The following is a 15158-nucleotide window of genomic DNA, read 5'->3' on the forward strand; positions in this document are numbered from 1 at the left end:
CCCGCTGCCGGGGCCTCCCGCCCGGTCATCCGGCGCGCCGTGACAGCGCCAGCCGGGAGCGGGTGAACACCGCTGCCAGCACCCCGGCCAGCAGCGGGACGACCACGGCCAGCAGCCCGATGGTCGGCCAGGGCAGCACGATCGGGGTGTACGCGGACTCCATGGGGTCCAGCCGCATCTGCCGCATCGCGTTGCGCAGGTCGATCAGGCGCAGCGCCACCGCGGGCACCAGCCCCGCGGCCGTGCCGAGCAGCACCCCGGTGAGCGCCACCACCAGGCACTGGAACCCGGAAAGGGTCCGCCGCACCCCCGGGGGCGCGCCCACCGCACTGAGCGTGGTGAGGTCGGCCTCGGCGTCGGCCTTGGACAGCCCGGTCGTGATCGCGGCCGCGCCCAGGGTCACCACACCGGCGAACAGCGTCAGCACCAGCAGCATGACGTCCTCGCGGCCGGACGAACCCTCGCCGGACTGCAGATAGACGCCGCCGCCCGCCTGGGCGATCGCGGCCTCGGTCCGCTGTGTATCGGCGTCCGACGGCCGGTGGGAGACGGCGTACACACTGCCGTACACCGCGGTGTGCAGGCCGATCCGCTGTGCGGCCTTCTCCGGCATGATCATGCGGATTCCGGGGGTCTCGGCGTACTTCGCGGCCGCGACGTACACCTTCATCCGGTCCGTCGTCCTCTTCGCCGGTCCCGGGTGGTCGGCGCGGTTCTTCTTGTCCTTGGGGCTGTAGCGGTGGACGGCCTTGACCGTGACCTCGCCGTCCTTCGCGAACGCCTGGTTGAGCAGCACGGGGATGCCCGCGTCCAGTGCCCTCGCGGCGGCCGGGTCGTCGAGCTTCACATAGGTCTTCAGCAGCGTGGCGTCACCCACGACGATGTTGCTTCCGTCGCTGCCGAACGTGTTCATGCTGTAGCGCTCGTCCATGCACGCGGGGGAGTGCATCATGCTGCGGTGTTCCTCGGCGGTCAGCCGCTCGGCGAGCGCCTTGGCGCCCTTGGAGTTGAGGGGGCAGTCGTGCCCCTTGCCGGTGGGCTTGACCAGTTCGAGCGAGCCGCAGCCGTTCTCCTCGTAGTAGGTGTTGCAGTCGCTGCCCGCCCAGACGCGGGAGATCTCGGCGGGTTGGCCGGTGGGCGACATGTTCCGCTCCACCGCCGCCCGGGCCAGCGGGAGTCGCTCGGTGGCCTTGGCGTCCATGGTGGAGAGCACGACCGCCTTCTCGCTGAGCATCGGCGTGTAGTCGTAGTCCCACTCGGCGGTGGAGCTGGACATGTACGTGGCGATGGCCACCGATCCCGCGACCGCGGCCATCACCGCCGCGACCGCCGGGGCGGTCCTGCCGCGGTTGCGGGCCGCGTCGCGCAGCGCCATCCGGGGCGAGAGCGGGAGCCCGCGGCCGAGCCGGCCGAGCATTCCGACGATCACCGGGATGCAGCCGAGGAGCCCGAGTTCGGCGATCACCGAGCCGGCGGCGACCTTGCCGGAGCTGCCGGTGGTGCCGCCGAGGACGGCGATCGCGATGCCGAGGGCCAGGGCGCAGGCGCCCACGATCGGCAGGACCCGGGAGCTGCGACGGACCCCGCGGTGCCCGGTGAGCGATTCCAGCACGGACTGCCGGCTCGCCACGATCGCCGGGGCGAAGGCCGCCAGCAGCCCGGTGACCAGTCCGATCACGGCGATGGCCAGCAGTTCCTTCGGATGCAGGGCGAGCGAGCCGAAGCGGTGTCCGGCCTGGTCCTCGATCAGCGGCCGGAACACCACGGTCAGCACCAGCCCGGTCACCACCCCCACGACGGCTCCGGCGCCGCCGAGCACCAGACCACCGGAGAGGACCACGGCCCGTACATGGCGCCGGTCCCCGCCGCAGGTGCCGACGAGACCGAGCTGACGGCGTGAGCGGCGCGCACCGACGGCGAAGGCCGGTCCGGCGAGCAGCACGATCTCCAGGACCGCCATGGCGACGACCGTGATGAGGGCCGCGCTCAGCTCACTGGAGGTGCCGGCCGTGGGGGTGCGGCCCAGCGTGCGGATGAGGGGGACCTCGGAGTCCGGCGGCGGGTCGAGCACGACCTGGCGGGAGACGACGAGGGCGCCCTTCTTGTTGGCCGCCATCACGTCGGGCCAGGTGACGCCCTTTCCGCTGTTCGCCGTCACCAGCCAGGTCAGGGGGCCGGCGTTCGGCGGCAGCACCTTCTTGTCGTGGGCGGCGACGGTCTTCCAGGGGGCGATGACCGCGCCCGGATCGGCGTACAGCGCCTTGGTCTTCAGGTCGTCCGGCTGTTCGACCACGCCGGTGATGGTGTACTTCTGCTCCGGCCCGCGCACGGTGATGTGGGAACCGATGTGCAGCCCGGCCGACTTCAGGAACGATTCGGTGGCGACCATGTCGCCGGTGCCCTTCGGGAACGAGCCGTCGACGAGGTCGAGCTTGCCGCGCGCCATCCGGTCCGAGGTCCGGAACTCGAGGATGTCGACGTCCGCGATGCCGTACCCGGTGGTGACGCTCGCGGGCACGGACTGGCTGCTGATGCCCCGCGCACCCTGCGGGAACGCCGTCCGCAGGTCGAGTGGCGGCGCGTCCTCGGACGGCGGGGTGTCGCTGACGTTGCCGTAGTTGTCCCCGGTGACCGACTGATCCATCGGACCGGAACCGGGGTCGCTGAACAGCGCGTCGGCCGAACCCATCTCAGCCGTCAGCTTCTCGGCAGTGGTGGGCTCCACACTGCGGTACGTCACGTCGAGGGCGGTGACGCCGAGCACGGGGATGGCGATCATCGCGATCACCAGCGCGCTGCGGCCCTTGGCGCGCACGGCGTCGCGCCGGGCTATCCGGAGGGCGGCGCGCCACCCCGTGAAGACGCTCATTCGGTGCCCCCGGCGGCGAGCAGCGAGTCCGCCCCGGCGTTGCTCAGCGTCTGGTCGACGATCGAGCCGTCCCGCAGGAAGACGACCCGGTCCGCCCAGGCGGCGTACCGCGGTTCGTGCGTCACCATCACACCGGCCGCGCCCTGGTCGCAGCGATTGCGCAGCAGTGCGAGGACGGCCTCGCCGGTCTCGGAGTCGAGCGCTCCGGTCGGCTCGTCGGCGAGCACCAGGCGCCGGTCCCCCACCAGCGCGCGGGCTATCGCGACGCGCTGCTGCTGGCCGCCGGACATCTCGTCCGGGAAGCGGTCGCCGATCTCCAGGAGGTTCATCTCCTCCAGCGCGGCACGGGCCTCCTTGCGCGCCTTGCGCACCGGGATGCCGTCGAGCTCGCGCGGCAGGGCGATGTTCTCGGCGGCGGTCAGGGCGGGGATCAGGTTGTAGTCCTGGAAGACGTAGCCGACGCTGCGGCGGCGCAGCGCGGCCACGCCCTTGCGGCCGAGCGCGGAGATGTCCTGGCCCTCGATGACGACCTGGCCCGCGGTCGCGGTGTCGAGGCCGCCGGCGATCGTCAGCAGGGTGGACTTGCCGGAGCCGGAGGGTCCCATCACGGCGACGAGCTCACCGGCGTGCACCGACAGGTCGATGCCGCGCAGGGCGTGCACCTCGGCGATGCCGGTGCCGTGGGTACGGGTGAGCGAGCGGAGTTCGAGCACCGGCGCATCCACCGACAGGGGCGGGGCGGCTGGGGACGGGGCGTGCAGTGACATGACGGGTTGTTCCCCCTTGGAACGGTTCTGTGGTCGGTGTCGCGGGCGGACGAGCCGCCGGGGCCGTGGCTCAGCGGTGTGGGGCCGCCGTGGCTCAGCGGCGTGCGCGGGCCCGTGCGGTGCGCGCGGGGCCGGGCGCGGGCGTGCTGGTCTCCGGCTCCGTGGCGGCGGCCTCGGCGAGACGGACCAGCCGGGCCTCGCAGTGGTCCAGCCAGCGGGCCTCCGCCTCGGCCTGGAAGATCAGCTGTTCCAGTACCAGCAGCCAGGCGACCTCGTCGCGGTTGGCGGGCACGTCGCTGAGGGCCTGCGCCTTGAGGCGGGTGTAGTCCTGCATCGCCTTCACGGTGTGATGACGCTGGGACTGGATGACGGCCCGGATGTCCACGCCGGGCGCGCCGACGGCCATGGCGAGCTTGATGGCCAGCTCGTCGCGGGGCGGATTGCTGCGGTCGACGGGGGTCTCGAACCAGCTGCGCAGCTCGGTTCGTCCGGCGTCGCTGATCGAGTACAGCGAGTGCCCCTGGTCGTCCTCGCCGTCCTGGGCGACCAGGCCGTCACGCTCCAGCCTGCTGAGTGTCGTGTACACCTGTCCGACGTTGAGCGGCCAGGTGGAGCCGGTGCGGGACTCGAATTCGGTGCGGAGCTGGGAGCCGTAGCGCGGCCCCCGTTCCAGTAGGGCGAGTAGCCCGTGGCGGATCGACATACTGAGTATGTATACCGAGTATGTCGATGGGCGCAAGTCCGTGACCTGGTGCGAAGGGGCTGGGGCGGTCCGCGTGCGGCAATCAGCCGGTGCGGCGCAAGCGCAGCGCGAGGAAGCCGAGACCCAGCCCGACCAGGGCGATGCCCACGCCGAGCGACATCTCCTTGACCTGTCGTACGGCCGCTTTGCCGAGGGCCTGCCGCGAGCGCCGGCCGGTCTCGGGCGATGCGCTCGGGGCAGGGGTGACGGCCGGTAGCGCGGCGGGCTCCGTCGCGGCGGACTCCTTCTCCTCGTCCGCCGATTCGGCGGCGTCGTCCGCCTGCGCGGTCTCCTGGGGTGTCAGCTGTCGTCCGGGGCGCTGTCGCCCCTCCCCGGCGGGCCGCCCCGCCAACGGCGACTGCTCGTCCTGCGGCCGCGGTGACCCGGCGCTCGGCGAGGGCGATCCGGAGGCGCCGGACAGGGGGCCCGAGGGCGCGGACGGCAGGGGCGCGGGCGGTGCGGGCGCGGCCGGGGGGCCCGCGGACGCGCTGGGTGCGTGCGGGGCGGAAGGGTTCTCCGGAGGCGGCACGGTGGGCGTGGCGGACGGCGTCCCGCCGGCCGGGGAGCGGGACGGGCCGGGCGCGGCGGCGGAAGAGGACGCGGCACCGGATGGGGACGCGGCGCCGGATGGGGAAGCGGTGCCGGAAGGGGAAGCGGTGCCGGAAGGGGACGCGGCACCGGAAGGCTGCGCGGTCGCCGCCGTACGCGGCGCCACGGAGGTGCTGACCGGCCCGGGACCCCCGGCTGCCGCACGCGGTCCCGCGTGCGCCTCGCCACCCGTCACGGCCCCCAGTGCCGCGGCTGCCGTGAGTGCAAGGCAGGCCACGCGCCTTGAGGGCGGCGAGGAGAGGTGTCCTGAAGCCATGTGGTCAGCGTCACATGTGACGGTGTGTCCGGCATCTCAGGTGATGCGGACGGATGGATGGCCCCGGGCAGGACTGCGCCGACGAAGCCCCAGCTGACCCGGAGTACCGGTACTACGCCGGGTCACCCGTAGCGATACGGAGCTCGAAGTGGGCACCCGTCTTGGGCACCGCGGTTCCGGAGGTGGGGAACTGGTCGACGACCTGGTCCTCCGCGTAGGCGTTCCCCGGCACCTTGATCTGCTTGATCGTCCAGCCGGCCGCGTCCGCGCACTGCCGCGCGGAGATGATGTCCTTGTACAGGAAGCTCGGGGCGTCGACCTTGTTCGGGTCGTCGTTGTCCTCCAGCGCGTCCGTGCAGGCCTCGGTCTTCATCGTCCGGTTCCGCTCCGGATCCTTGTGGTCGGCGGCCGCCTGGGAATCGCTCGACGAAGGGCTGTCGTCGCCCTTGTCGCCGCCCTTCAGCGAGAGCACCGTGACCAGGCCGCCGATCGCGATCAGGGCCACCACGATCGAGCCCACGATCACCGGAACGTTTCGCTTGGACCCGCCGCCGCCCGAAGAAGTGGACGCCGTCTGCGGCGAGATCGAATACGGCGGGGTCTGCTGCTGCATCGGCGACATCGGCGCCTGGCTCTGGTACGCCGGGGCCGACTGGGGGTAGCCGTACGACGGCGCGGGCGTCGGCGGACCGTACGGGCCGGGCTGCTGCTGCGACTGGTACGGGCCGGGCTGGTACGGCGTCTGGACGCTCTGCGGCGCCGGGGCGGACTGGTCGACCGGCGGGAAGACCGCCGAACCGACGCCCGAGCCGCTGTTCGCCGCTGCGCCGGTGCCACTGACGATCACCGGGGCGCCCGTCTGGCCGCCCGCGCCCAGCACCCGGGTGATCTCGTCCTGCATCGCGGCGGCGCTCGGGAAGCGCTCGTTCGGGTTCTTCTTCAGCGCGCGGGCGACCAGCGCGTCCATCGCCGGGGTGATCGACCGGTTGATGGTGGACGGCGCGACCGGCTCCTCCTGCACATGCGCGTACGCGATGGCCAGGGGCGAGTCCGCGTCGAAGGGGATGCGGCCGGTCAGCAGCTGGAAGAGCATGATGCCGACCGAGTACAGGTCGGAGCGCGCGTCGACCCCGCGGCCCAGGGCCTGTTCGGGGGAGAGGTACTGAGGGGTGCCGACGACCATGCCGGTCTGCGTCATCGACGTGACGCCGGACTGCATGGCGCGGGCGATGCCGAAGTCCATGACCTTCACGATGCCGCGCTTGGTCACCATGACGTTGCCGGGCTTGATGTCGCGGTGGACCAGGCCCATTTCGTGGCTGGTGTCCAGGGCGGCCAGCACATCGGCCGTCACCTTGAGCGCCTTGTCGGCGGGCATCGCACCGTGACTGCGGATGTCGGCCTGGAGCACGGAGCCGAGCGGCTGCCCCTCGACGTACTCCATGACGATGTACGGCATCAGCGCACCGCCGAGCTCGTCCTCGCCGGTATCGAAGACGGAGACGATGTTGGTGTGCTGGAGCTTGGCGACCGCCTGGGCCTCGCGCCGGAACCTCTCGCGGAAGGACTGCTCGCGCCCGAGTTCCGTGTGGAGCGTCTTGATGGCGACCTGCCGGTCGAGCGCGGAGTCGTACGCCAGGTATACGGACGCCATCCCGCCTTCGCCGAGCAGGTCACGCAGCTGGTAGCGGCCGCCGGCGACCGAACCGCCCGCGTAGCGCCCCTGGGCCCCTTGTGCGCCGTCCTGGCTCATGACTTGACTTCCCCCTCGGGCGCGCGACTCACGCGAAGATCCGTATGACGCGCCAAGTCTGCCCGAGGGGTACGACACGTCAAGCCGGGTGCCCGTTCCGTGACCCTACGCACAAGAAGCGTCTCGGAAGCGTTACAGGAACCGCATGTAATTTGCGCGGGCGGCTTGCCAGCCGGTTGGATGGCCGGTCCCTCTCGAAATCGGTGCGTCCGACGAAGGCTGTAGCGTGACGTGGCAATGCAGCAAGGCACCGTGAGAACCCGCGGACGCGCGGACAGATACGACGGCGAGGACTGATGGCACCCGAACCCGAAGCAAACGGCGGCGGAGTTCCGGATGGCACCGACTCCTGGGGCATCGGCGGTGTTGTCGGCGACGGGCGTTACCGGCTGACCCACCGGCTCGGCCGGGGCGGTATGGCCGAGGTCTTCGCGGCCGAGGACGTCCGGCTCGGACGCACGGTCGCGGTGAAGCTGCTGCGCTCCGACCTCGCGGAGGACCCGGTCTCCAAGGCCCGGTTCACGCGCGAGGCCCAGTCGGTCGCAGGGCTCAACCACCATGCGGTCGTGGCGGTGTACGACTCCGGCGAGGACACCGTGGCCGGCCAGACCGTCCCGTACATCGTGATGGAGCTCGTCGAGGGCCACACCATCCGTGACCTGCTGCTCAACGCCGAGGCCCCGCCTCCGGAGCAGGCCCTGATCATTGTCTCCGGGGTACTTGAGGCGCTCGCCTACTCGCACCAGCACGGGATCGTGCACCGGGACATCAAGCCCGCCAACGTGATCATCACGCACTCCGGCGCGGTCAAGGTGATGGACTTCGGCATCGCCCGTGCGCTGCACGGCGCGCAGTCGACGATGACCCAGACCGGCATGGTCATGGGCACGCCGCAGTACCTCTCCCCCGAGCAGGCGCTGGGCAAGGCCGTCGACCACCGCTCCGACCTGTACGCCACCGGCTGCCTCCTGTACGAACTCCTCGCACTGCGGCCCCCGTTCACGGGTGAGACGCCGCTCTCCGTCGTGTACCAGCACGTTCAGGACATTCCGGTCCCGCCGTCGGAGGTCTCCGACGCGGTGCCCGCGGAGCTGGACGGGCTTGTCATGCGCTCGCTCGCGAAGGACCCGGACGACCGGTTCCAGAGCGCCGAGGAGATGCGCGGCCTCGTCCAGTACAGCCTGCAGATGCTCCAGGTCCAGGGCGGCCACACCGGTACGTGGAACACCGGCCCGGTCGTGACGCACGAGGGCGGTGCCACCCCGCCCGGGGGCATGACCGGCGCCACCCATGCGATGGGGCACCCGCAGCACGGGGACACCTCGCAGGGGCCGATCCTGCCGCCGATGAACCCCGACGACGGCGGGTACGACGGCAGCGGCGGCCGGCCGGGCGGTGGCGGCCGCGGCAAGCTGTGGCTGTTCGTCGTGCTGGCACTGATCGCGATCGGTGCGGGCGTCGCCATCGCGGTCAACGCGACGAAGGGCAGCGGCGGGCCGCCCGCGAAGGATCCGGCGCCGACGTCCAGCTCTCCTTCCCCGAAGAAGAGTTCACCCTCGCCGACCGAGGAGCAGACCCAGGACACCCAGCAGCCCGGGAGTTCCAGCGGCGATCAGCAGCAGACGCCGCACAAGCCCAGGTACACCCCCTCGACCACACCGAGCGAAACCGCCGAGCCCCCGACGCCCAGCCCGACGGACACAGCACCGGGCACCACGACGGACGGCGGGACGAGCACCGACACGGGCGGCACGGCGACGGACGGCGGTTCGAGCACCGACACGGGCGGCACGACAACCGACGGCGGCGCCAACGGCGACACGAGCGGCACGACGCCGACCGGCGGAGCGGCCGGCGAGCCGGGCACCGCGGAGGGTGCCAGCGCCGGCACCGCCGCGGGGACGGTGGGCACCACCCCGTAGCCAACCGCTCTCAGTCCGTGAAGGCTTCGCGCACCGCGTCGTACTCACGGGTCCACCACACCGCCAGGGCCGACACCGCAGGGAACTGCGGGTCGGCCCTTCGGTCGTTCAGGCAGTAGCGCCAGCGCAGTATCCAGAAGTCGTTGAGCCGCTCCCACCACACCCGGTGCACCGCCGCGGCCAGCTCGGCGGCCCCGGCCCCGGCCGCCCGCCGGTAGGCGCGCGCGTACGCCCGCACCTTCACCAGCTCCAGCTCACCGGCAGGCTGGACGAAGAAGATCGCCGCGGCCCGTACCGCCTCCTCCGCCCGGGGCTGCACGCCGAGGCGGTCCCAGTCGAGGATCGCCACCGGGTCGGCGCCCCGGTAGAGCACGTTCAGCGGGTGGAAGTCGCCGTGCACCCAGCCGGTCGCCGGAACCCCGGGCGCGGGCGGCCGGCGGTCCGCGTGCTGGTCCAGCAGGGTGCGCCGCTCCAGGAGCCGGTGCTCGGCCAGTTCGTCGAAGGCGTCCCGGGGCCGCCGGCCGCGCGCCGCGGCCAGCAGCTCGTCGATCAGCGCGAAGGTGTCGGCGGGGTCCGGGCTCGCATGGCCGGGGAGGCTGCCCGTGGCCCCCGCGCCCGCCTCCATCACCTGCTCAAGACCGGTGTGTACGGCTCCGAGGAGCGCCCCGAGACGCACCGACTGGGCGACAGTGAGCTGGGCGCCGGCCCGGTGCAGCCCGTCGACCCAGGGGTGCAGGGCGTAGCAGCGGCCGCCGATCTCGGCGACGGTGCCGCCCTCGGTGTCCTCGATGGGCGGGGCAACGGGTACTCCGAGTGACTGGAGCCGCTGGGTGGCACGGTGCTGGCGGACGATCGTGGCGCGGTCGCCGGTGGAGTCGTCCAGATGGTGCTTGAGGAAGTAGGAACCCCGGGTGGTGGAGACCCGGTATCCGTGGTTCAGCAGGCCCTGGTCCAGGGGTTTGCAGGTGAGCGGATCACCTGCGTGCGGATAGCGGCGGAGCACCTCGCCGACCGGGGGAACAGGCGGGAGGGTTACAGATGAGCGCGGCACTCGCCAGATGTTAGATCACGCTGTGTTGCGCACCGTGACGAGTTGCGTGGAAGTCCAGAGTGTGCACGCTGACGAAGTGCGGGTCGAGCCGGAGATAGGCCGGGGTGAAGGGCTCCCCGTTCACCTCGACGGGGACCGGACCGAAGAGTTCGCGCTGGACGCAGGTCGGCTCGACGGTCTCCGCGGGCCCGGTGAACTGCACGGACCACAGGTCCCGGCTGCCCGCCGAGGTGGCCGCGTTGAAGTTGTCCGCCCCGTACGCGACGACCGTGCCGTTGCAGGCGTCGTGGTAGCCGAGGCCGCTGTGCATCCGCAGGACGACCCGGCCGTCGATCACGATGTGGCGGGCCACCGTCAGGAACGGAAGCGCCCTCATGCTCGTCGCCAGCCGACCGTAGGGGACCCGGCCGAGCAGGTCGATTGCGTGGAGTTCTTCCTCGGTGGACATGACCTCCACTGTGCGTCACCGAGAGGGACGGAATAAGAGGCCGCAGCCCCGGGCGTCGGGGGACCAAAGTCCCGAGTCTGCCCGGGGCCGCGGCTCTTCCGTACGGACCGGCTTCCCGGTTGCGTACCGTTCAGCGCTTTTCGGCCTGGAGCCGCGCCACATAGGCGGCGGCCTGCGAGCGGCGCTCCATGCCGAGTTTGGAGAGCAGGCTGGAGACGTAATTCTTGATCGTCTTCTCGGCGAGATGCAGCCGCTCCCCGATCACCCGGTTCGTCAGCCCCTCACCGATCAGATCCAGGATTTTGCGCTCCTGTTCCGTGAGACCCGCGAGTTTGTCGTCGCCGCGGCCCTTCTTGCCTTCGCGCAGCCGCTCCAGCACCCGCGCGGTGGCCACCGGGTCGAGCAGCGACTTTCCGGCCGCCACGTCCCGTACGGCGTTCAGCAGCTCGCTGCCCCGGATCGCCTTGAGCACGTATCCGGAGGCGCCCGCCATGATCGCGTCGAAAAGTGCCTCGTCATCGGCGTACGAGGTCAGCATCAGGCATTTGATGGACTCGTCCTGCGACCGGATCTCCCGGCAGACCTCCACCCCGCTGCCGTCCGGCAGCCGTACGTCCAGGACGGCGACATCGGGCCGGGTCGCGGGGATGCGGACCAGCGCGTCCTCCGCGGTACCGGCCTCGCCGACCACCTCGATATCGTCCTCCACCGAGAGGAGCTCATGGACTCCGCGCCGGACGACTTCATGGTCATCAAGCAGAAAAACCGTGATTTTTCCTTCTTTGCGCACAAACGCAGTCTCACACACTCACCCCTTCCCTGCCGCTGTCCGGCGGGATAACGTGCCGTTGTTCCGGCTGCCTGCAAGGCTGTTCCCAGTGCTGTGACCAGCGAGAGTTCCCGATTTCTTCGATTTACTTGGATATCCAAGCAAAATCGCAGGTCAGATAGGGTTTCGCAGTTACACGAAGCACTGGGTAACGTGCCTAATAGCAGGGCGCTCGCCGGGGCACCTGTCACGCCTGTTCCCGGACCGAGCGGCACCCCACCCCGTGCACGGGTACGGACACAGGCGAGCCGCACTGGTCTCCCGGCAGACCCCGGGGGCCGGACCGACGGAGGAGCACGCACGTGACCGTGGAGAGCACTGCTGCCGCGCGCAAACCGCGACGCAGCAGCAAGCGGACCAGCGCCGCGAAGACGCCCGCGAAGACGCCACAGAGTTCCGGACCCGAGCTCGTACAGCTGCTGACGCCTGAGGGCGAGCGCGTCGAGCACCCGGACTACTCGATCGACCTGACCGCGGAAGAGCTGCGCGGCCTGTACCGGGACATGGTCCTGACCCGCCGCTTCGACGCCGAGGCCACCGCCCTCCAGCGTCAGGGCGAGCTGGGCCTGTGGGCCTCGCTGCTGGGCCAGGAGGCCGCCCAGATCGGTTCCGGCCGGGCCCTGCGCGACGACGACTACGTCTTCCCGACCTACCGTGAGCACGGCGTGGCCTGGTGCCGCGGCGTCGACCCGACCAATCTGCTCGGGATGTTCCGCGGTGTGAACCACGGCGGCTGGGACCCGACCACCAACAACTTCCACCTGTACACGATCGTCATCGGCTCGCAGACCCTGCACGCCACCGGCTACGCCATGGGCGTCGCCAAGGACGGCGCGGACTCGGCCGTGATCGCGTACTTCGGTGACGGCGCCTCCAGCCAGGGCGATGTCGCCGAGTCGTTCACCTTCTCCGCGGTCTACAACGCCCCGGTCGTGTTCTTCTGCCAGAACAACCAGTGGGCGATCTCCGAGCCGACCGAGAAGCAGACCCGGGTGCCGCTCTACCAGCGTGCCCAGGGCTTCGGCTTCCCCGGCGTCCGGGTCGACGGCAACGACGTACTGGCCTGCCTGGCCGTCACCCGGTCCGCCCTGGAGCGGGCCCGGCGCGGCGAGGGGCCCACCCTCGTCGAGGCGTTCACCTACCGGATGGGCGCGCACACCACCTCCGACGACCCGACGAAGTACCGGGCCGACGAGGAGCGCGTCTCCTGGGAGGCCAAGGACCCGATCCTGCGCCTGCGCACGTACCTGGAGAAGCAGGGCGCAGCCGACGAGGCGTTCTTCACCGGCCTCGACGAGGAGAGCGAAATCCTCGGCAAGCGGGTGCGGGAAGCGGTACGGGCCATGCCCGACCCGGACCGCCTCGCGATCTTCGACCACGCCTACGCCGACGGGAGCGCCCTCGTCGACGAGGAGCGCGCCCAGTTCGCCGCCTACCAGGCATCGTTCGCCGAGGAGGGCAAGTAGCCATGGCCATGCAAAAGATGTCCATCGCGAAGGCGCTCAACGAGTCGCTGCGCAAGGCCCTCGACACCGACCCCAAGGTCCTCATCATGGGTGAGGACGTCGGAAAGCTGGGCGGGGTCTTCCGGATCACCGACGGCCTCCAGAAGGACTTCGGAGAGGGCCGGGTCATCGACACCCCGCTCGCCGAGTCCGGCATCGTCGGTACGGCGATCGGCCTGGCGCTGCGCGGCTACCGGCCGGTCGTGGAGATCCAGTTCGACGGCTTCGTCTTCCCCGCGTACGACCAGATCGTCACGCAGCTCGCGAAGATGCACGCCCGCTCGCTCGGCAAGATCAAGCTGCCGGTCGTCGTGCGGATTCCGTACGGCGGCGGCATCGGCGCCGTGGAGCACCACAGCGAGTCGCCCGAGGCGCTCTTCGCGCACGTCGCGGGCCTGAAGGTGGTCTCCCCGTCCAATGCGTCGGACGCCTACTGGATGATGCAGCAGGCCGTGCTGAGCGACGACCCGGTCATCTTCTTCGAGCCGAAGCGCCGCTACTGGGACAAGGGCGAGCTCGACACCGAGTCCATCCCCGGCCAGCTGCACCGCGCCTCCGTCGCCCGCACCGGCACGGACCTCACGCTGGTCGCGTACGGCCCGATGGTGAAGGTCTGCCTGGAGGCCGCCGCGGCCGCCCAGGAGGAGGGCAAGTCGATCGAGGTCGTGGATCTGCGCTCGATGTCCCCGATCGACTTCGACGCCATCCAGACCTCGGTCGAGAAGACCCGCAGGCTGGTCGTGGTGCACGAGGCGCCGGTGTTCTACGGCTCCGGCGCGGAGATCGCCGCTCGCATCACGGAGCGGTGCTTCTACCACCTGGAAGCACCGGTGCTGAGGGTCGGCGGCTACCACGTCCCGTACCCGCCGGCCCGGCTGGAGGACGAGTACCTGCCGGGTCTCGACCGTGTGCTCGACGCCGTCGACCGCTCGCTGGCGTACTGAGGACTGGGGCGTGACAACCATGACCGAAACTTCCAACGCCGCTCGCTTCCGTGAGTTCAAGATGCCCGACGTGGGCGAGGGACTGACCGAGGCCGAGATCCTCAAGTGGTTCGTCCAGCCGGGCGACACCGTCACCGACGGCCAGGTCGTCTGCGAGGTCGAGACGGCGAAGGCGGCCGTAGAGCTGCCGATCCCGTTCGACGGGGTGGTGCACGAGCTGCGCTTCGGCGAGGGCACGACCGTCGACGTCGGCCAGGTGATCATCGCGGTGGACGTGGCGCCGGGCAGCGGTGACGAGGCCGCGGCCCCGGCTCCGGCTCCGGCTGCGGCTCCGGCTGAGCCGGCCCCCGCGCCCGCCGCCGCGCCGGAGGCCGAGGCGCCGAAGGGCCGTACGCCCGTCCTGGTCGGCTACGGCGTGGCCGAGTCCTCCACGAAGCGGCGCGCCCGCAAGGGCACGGAGACCGGCCCGCCGGCCGCCGCGTCCGCCGCGATCCAGGGCGAGATGAACGGGTACGGCACCGCACCCGCCGTACCCGGGACCCGGCCGCTCGCGAAGCCTCCGGTACGGAAGCTGGCGAAGGACCTGGGCATCGACCTGGCGACGGTCGTCCCGACCGGCGAGGGCGGCGTCATCACCCGCGACGACGTGCACGCGGCGGCGACGCCGGTCCCGGTCCCGGTCCCGGCCCCCGCGCCGGTGCAGGCCGAGGCCCCGGCCCCGGCCTCGGCGCAGGCTCCGGCCGTGGTCACTTCGATGGGTGCGCGGGAGACGCGTATCCCCGTCAAGGGCGTGCGGAAGGCCATCGCGCAGGCGATGGTCGGCAGCGCGTTCACGGCGCCGCACGTGACCGAGTTCGTGACGGTCGACGTGACCCGCACGATGAAGCTGGTCGCGGAGCTCAAGGAGGACAAGGAGATGGCCGGGGTGCGGGTCAATCCGCTCCTGATCATCGCCAAGGCGCTCCTGGTCGCGATCAAGCGGCATCCCGAGGTCAACGCCGCCTGGGACGAGGCGAACCAGGAGATCGTGCAGAAGCACTACGTGAACCTGGGCATCGCGGCCGCGACCCCGCGCGGACTGATCGTGCCGAACATCAAGGACGCGCACGAGCAGACGCTCCCGCAACTGGCCGCGTCCCTGGGCGAACTGGTCTCCACGGCCCGCGAGGGCAAGACGTCCCCCGCCGCGATGGCGGGCGGCACGGTGACCATCACCAACGTCGGCGTCTTCGGCGTCGACACGGGTACGCCGATCCTCAACCCGGGCGAGTCCGCGATCCTCGCGGTCGGCGCGATCAAGCTCCAGCCGTGGGTCCACAAGGGCAAGGTGAAGCCCCGCCAGGTGACCACCCTGGCGCTCTCCTTCGACCACCGCCTGGTCGACGGCGAGCTCGGCTCCAAGGTGCTGGCGGATGTCGCCGCGATCCTGGAACAGCCGAAGCGGCTGATCACCTGGGCGTAGT

The 15158-nt window shown here is 71.1% G+C and carries 12 protein-coding genes; 4 read left to right on the plus strand and 8 right to left on the minus strand.

The features are described 5' to 3' along the window. Positions 1-25: 25 nt before the first annotated feature. From OG322_RS18560 to OG322_RS18580, 5 genes are all read right to left on the minus strand, one after another. Positions 26-2869, minus strand: a complete 2844-nt coding sequence (locus OG322_RS18560; protein ID WP_124284507.1) for an FtsX-like permease family protein — start codon at positions 2867-2869, stop codon at positions 26-28. Further along, the gene (locus OG322_RS18565; RefSeq protein WP_123460385.1) at positions 2866-3636 is read right to left on the minus strand and encodes an ABC transporter ATP-binding protein; all 771 of its coding nucleotides are present in this window, start codon (positions 3634-3636) and stop codon (positions 2866-2868) included. The genes OG322_RS18560 and OG322_RS18565 overlap by 4 nt, the downstream gene beginning before the upstream one ends. Positions 3637-3730: 94 nt before the next feature. Continuing rightward, positions 3731-4339: a PadR family transcriptional regulator gene (locus OG322_RS18570; RefSeq protein WP_123460384.1), complete on the minus strand. Its 609-nt coding sequence runs from the start codon at positions 4337-4339 to the stop codon at positions 3731-3733. Between the two features lie 82 nt (positions 4340-4421). Then, positions 4422-4730: a hypothetical protein gene (locus OG322_RS18575; protein WP_123460383.1), complete on the minus strand. Its 309-nt coding sequence runs from the start codon at positions 4728-4730 to the stop codon at positions 4422-4424. Positions 4731-5355: 625 nt separating this feature from the next. Further along, the gene (locus OG322_RS18580; protein ID WP_123460382.1) at positions 5356-6996 is read right to left on the minus strand and encodes a protein kinase domain-containing protein; all 1641 of its coding nucleotides are present in this window, start codon (positions 6994-6996) and stop codon (positions 5356-5358) included. 296 nt (positions 6997-7292) lie between these two features. On the opposite strand from OG322_RS18580, the gene OG322_RS18585 reads away from it, so the two are divergent. After that, positions 7293-8918 carry a protein kinase domain-containing protein gene (locus tag OG322_RS18585; protein ID WP_123460381.1) on the plus strand — a complete coding sequence of 542 codons (1626 nt, stop codon included), beginning with the start codon at positions 7293-7295 and terminating at the stop codon, positions 8916-8918. Between the two features lie 10 nt (positions 8919-8928). Here the strand turns inward: OG322_RS18585 and OG322_RS18590 are convergent, their stop codons facing one another. The 3 genes from OG322_RS18590 to OG322_RS18600 all read right to left on the minus strand — a co-directional run bounded on the left by OG322_RS18590 (position 8929) and on the right by OG322_RS18600 (position 11207). Further along, on the minus strand, positions 8929-9921 hold the full coding sequence (locus OG322_RS18590; RefSeq protein ID WP_124285230.1) for a phosphotransferase enzyme family protein: 993 nt from the start codon (positions 9919-9921) through the stop codon (positions 8929-8931). Positions 9922-9979: 58 nt separating this feature from the next. Next, positions 9980-10417, minus strand: a complete 438-nt coding sequence (locus OG322_RS18595; RefSeq protein WP_123460379.1) for a pyridoxamine 5'-phosphate oxidase family protein — start codon at positions 10415-10417, stop codon at positions 9980-9982. 130 nt (positions 10418-10547) lie between these two features. Beyond that, positions 10548-11207: a response regulator gene (locus tag OG322_RS18600; protein ID WP_123460378.1), complete on the minus strand. Its 660-nt coding sequence runs from the start codon at positions 11205-11207 to the stop codon at positions 10548-10550. Between the two features lie 341 nt (positions 11208-11548). On the opposite strand from OG322_RS18600, the gene pdhA reads away from it, so the two are divergent. From pdhA to OG322_RS18615, 3 genes are read left to right on the plus strand one after another with little or no spacing between them, the layout of a single operon-like run. Beyond that, on the plus strand, positions 11549-12712 hold the full coding sequence (gene pdhA / locus OG322_RS18605; protein ID WP_123460377.1) for a pyruvate dehydrogenase (acetyl-transferring) E1 component subunit alpha: 1164 nt from the start codon (positions 11549-11551) through the stop codon (positions 12710-12712). Between the two features lie 2 nt (positions 12713-12714). After that, positions 12715-13695, plus strand: a complete 981-nt coding sequence (locus OG322_RS18610) for an alpha-ketoacid dehydrogenase subunit beta (protein WP_123460376.1) — start codon at positions 12715-12717, stop codon at positions 13693-13695. Positions 13696-13705: 10 nt separating this feature from the next. Next, entirely contained in the window at positions 13706-15157 is a 1452-nt protein-coding gene (locus OG322_RS18615; protein ID WP_329306700.1) for a dihydrolipoamide acetyltransferase family protein, read from the plus strand. Position 15158 lies beyond the last annotated feature (1 nt).

Source organism: Streptomyces sp. NBC_01260 (assembly GCF_036226405.1).
GTDB classification, from domain to species: Bacteria; Actinomycetota; Actinomycetes; order Streptomycetales; family Streptomycetaceae; genus Streptomyces; species Streptomyces laculatispora.

What these genes read in the sequence shown, in the direction of transcription:
- OG322_RS18580 (WP_123460382.1), bottom strand. Translation starts at nt 6,996, where the DNA reads ATGAGCCAGGACGGCGCACAAGGGGCCCAGGGGCGCTACGCGGGCGGT.
- OG322_RS18570 (WP_123460384.1), bottom strand. Translation starts at nt 4,339, where the DNA reads ATGTCGATCCGCCACGGGCTACTCGCCCTACTGGAACGGGGGCCGCGC.
- OG322_RS18610 (WP_123460376.1), top strand. Translation starts at nt 12,715, where the DNA reads ATGGCCATGCAAAAGATGTCCATCGCGAAGGCGCTCAACGAGTCGCTG.
- OG322_RS18560 (WP_124284507.1), bottom strand. Translation starts at nt 2,869, where the DNA reads ATGAGCGTCTTCACGGGGTGGCGCGCCGCCCTCCGGATAGCCCGGCGC.
- OG322_RS18595 (WP_123460379.1), bottom strand. Translation starts at nt 10,417, where the DNA reads ATGTCCACCGAGGAAGAACTCCACGCAATCGACCTGCTCGGCCGGGTC.
- OG322_RS18585 (WP_123460381.1), top strand. Translation starts at nt 7,293, where the DNA reads ATGGCACCCGAACCCGAAGCAAACGGCGGCGGAGTTCCGGATGGCACC.
- OG322_RS18565 (WP_123460385.1), bottom strand. Translation starts at nt 3,636, where the DNA reads ATGTCACTGCACGCCCCGTCCCCAGCCGCCCCGCCCCTGTCGGTGGAT.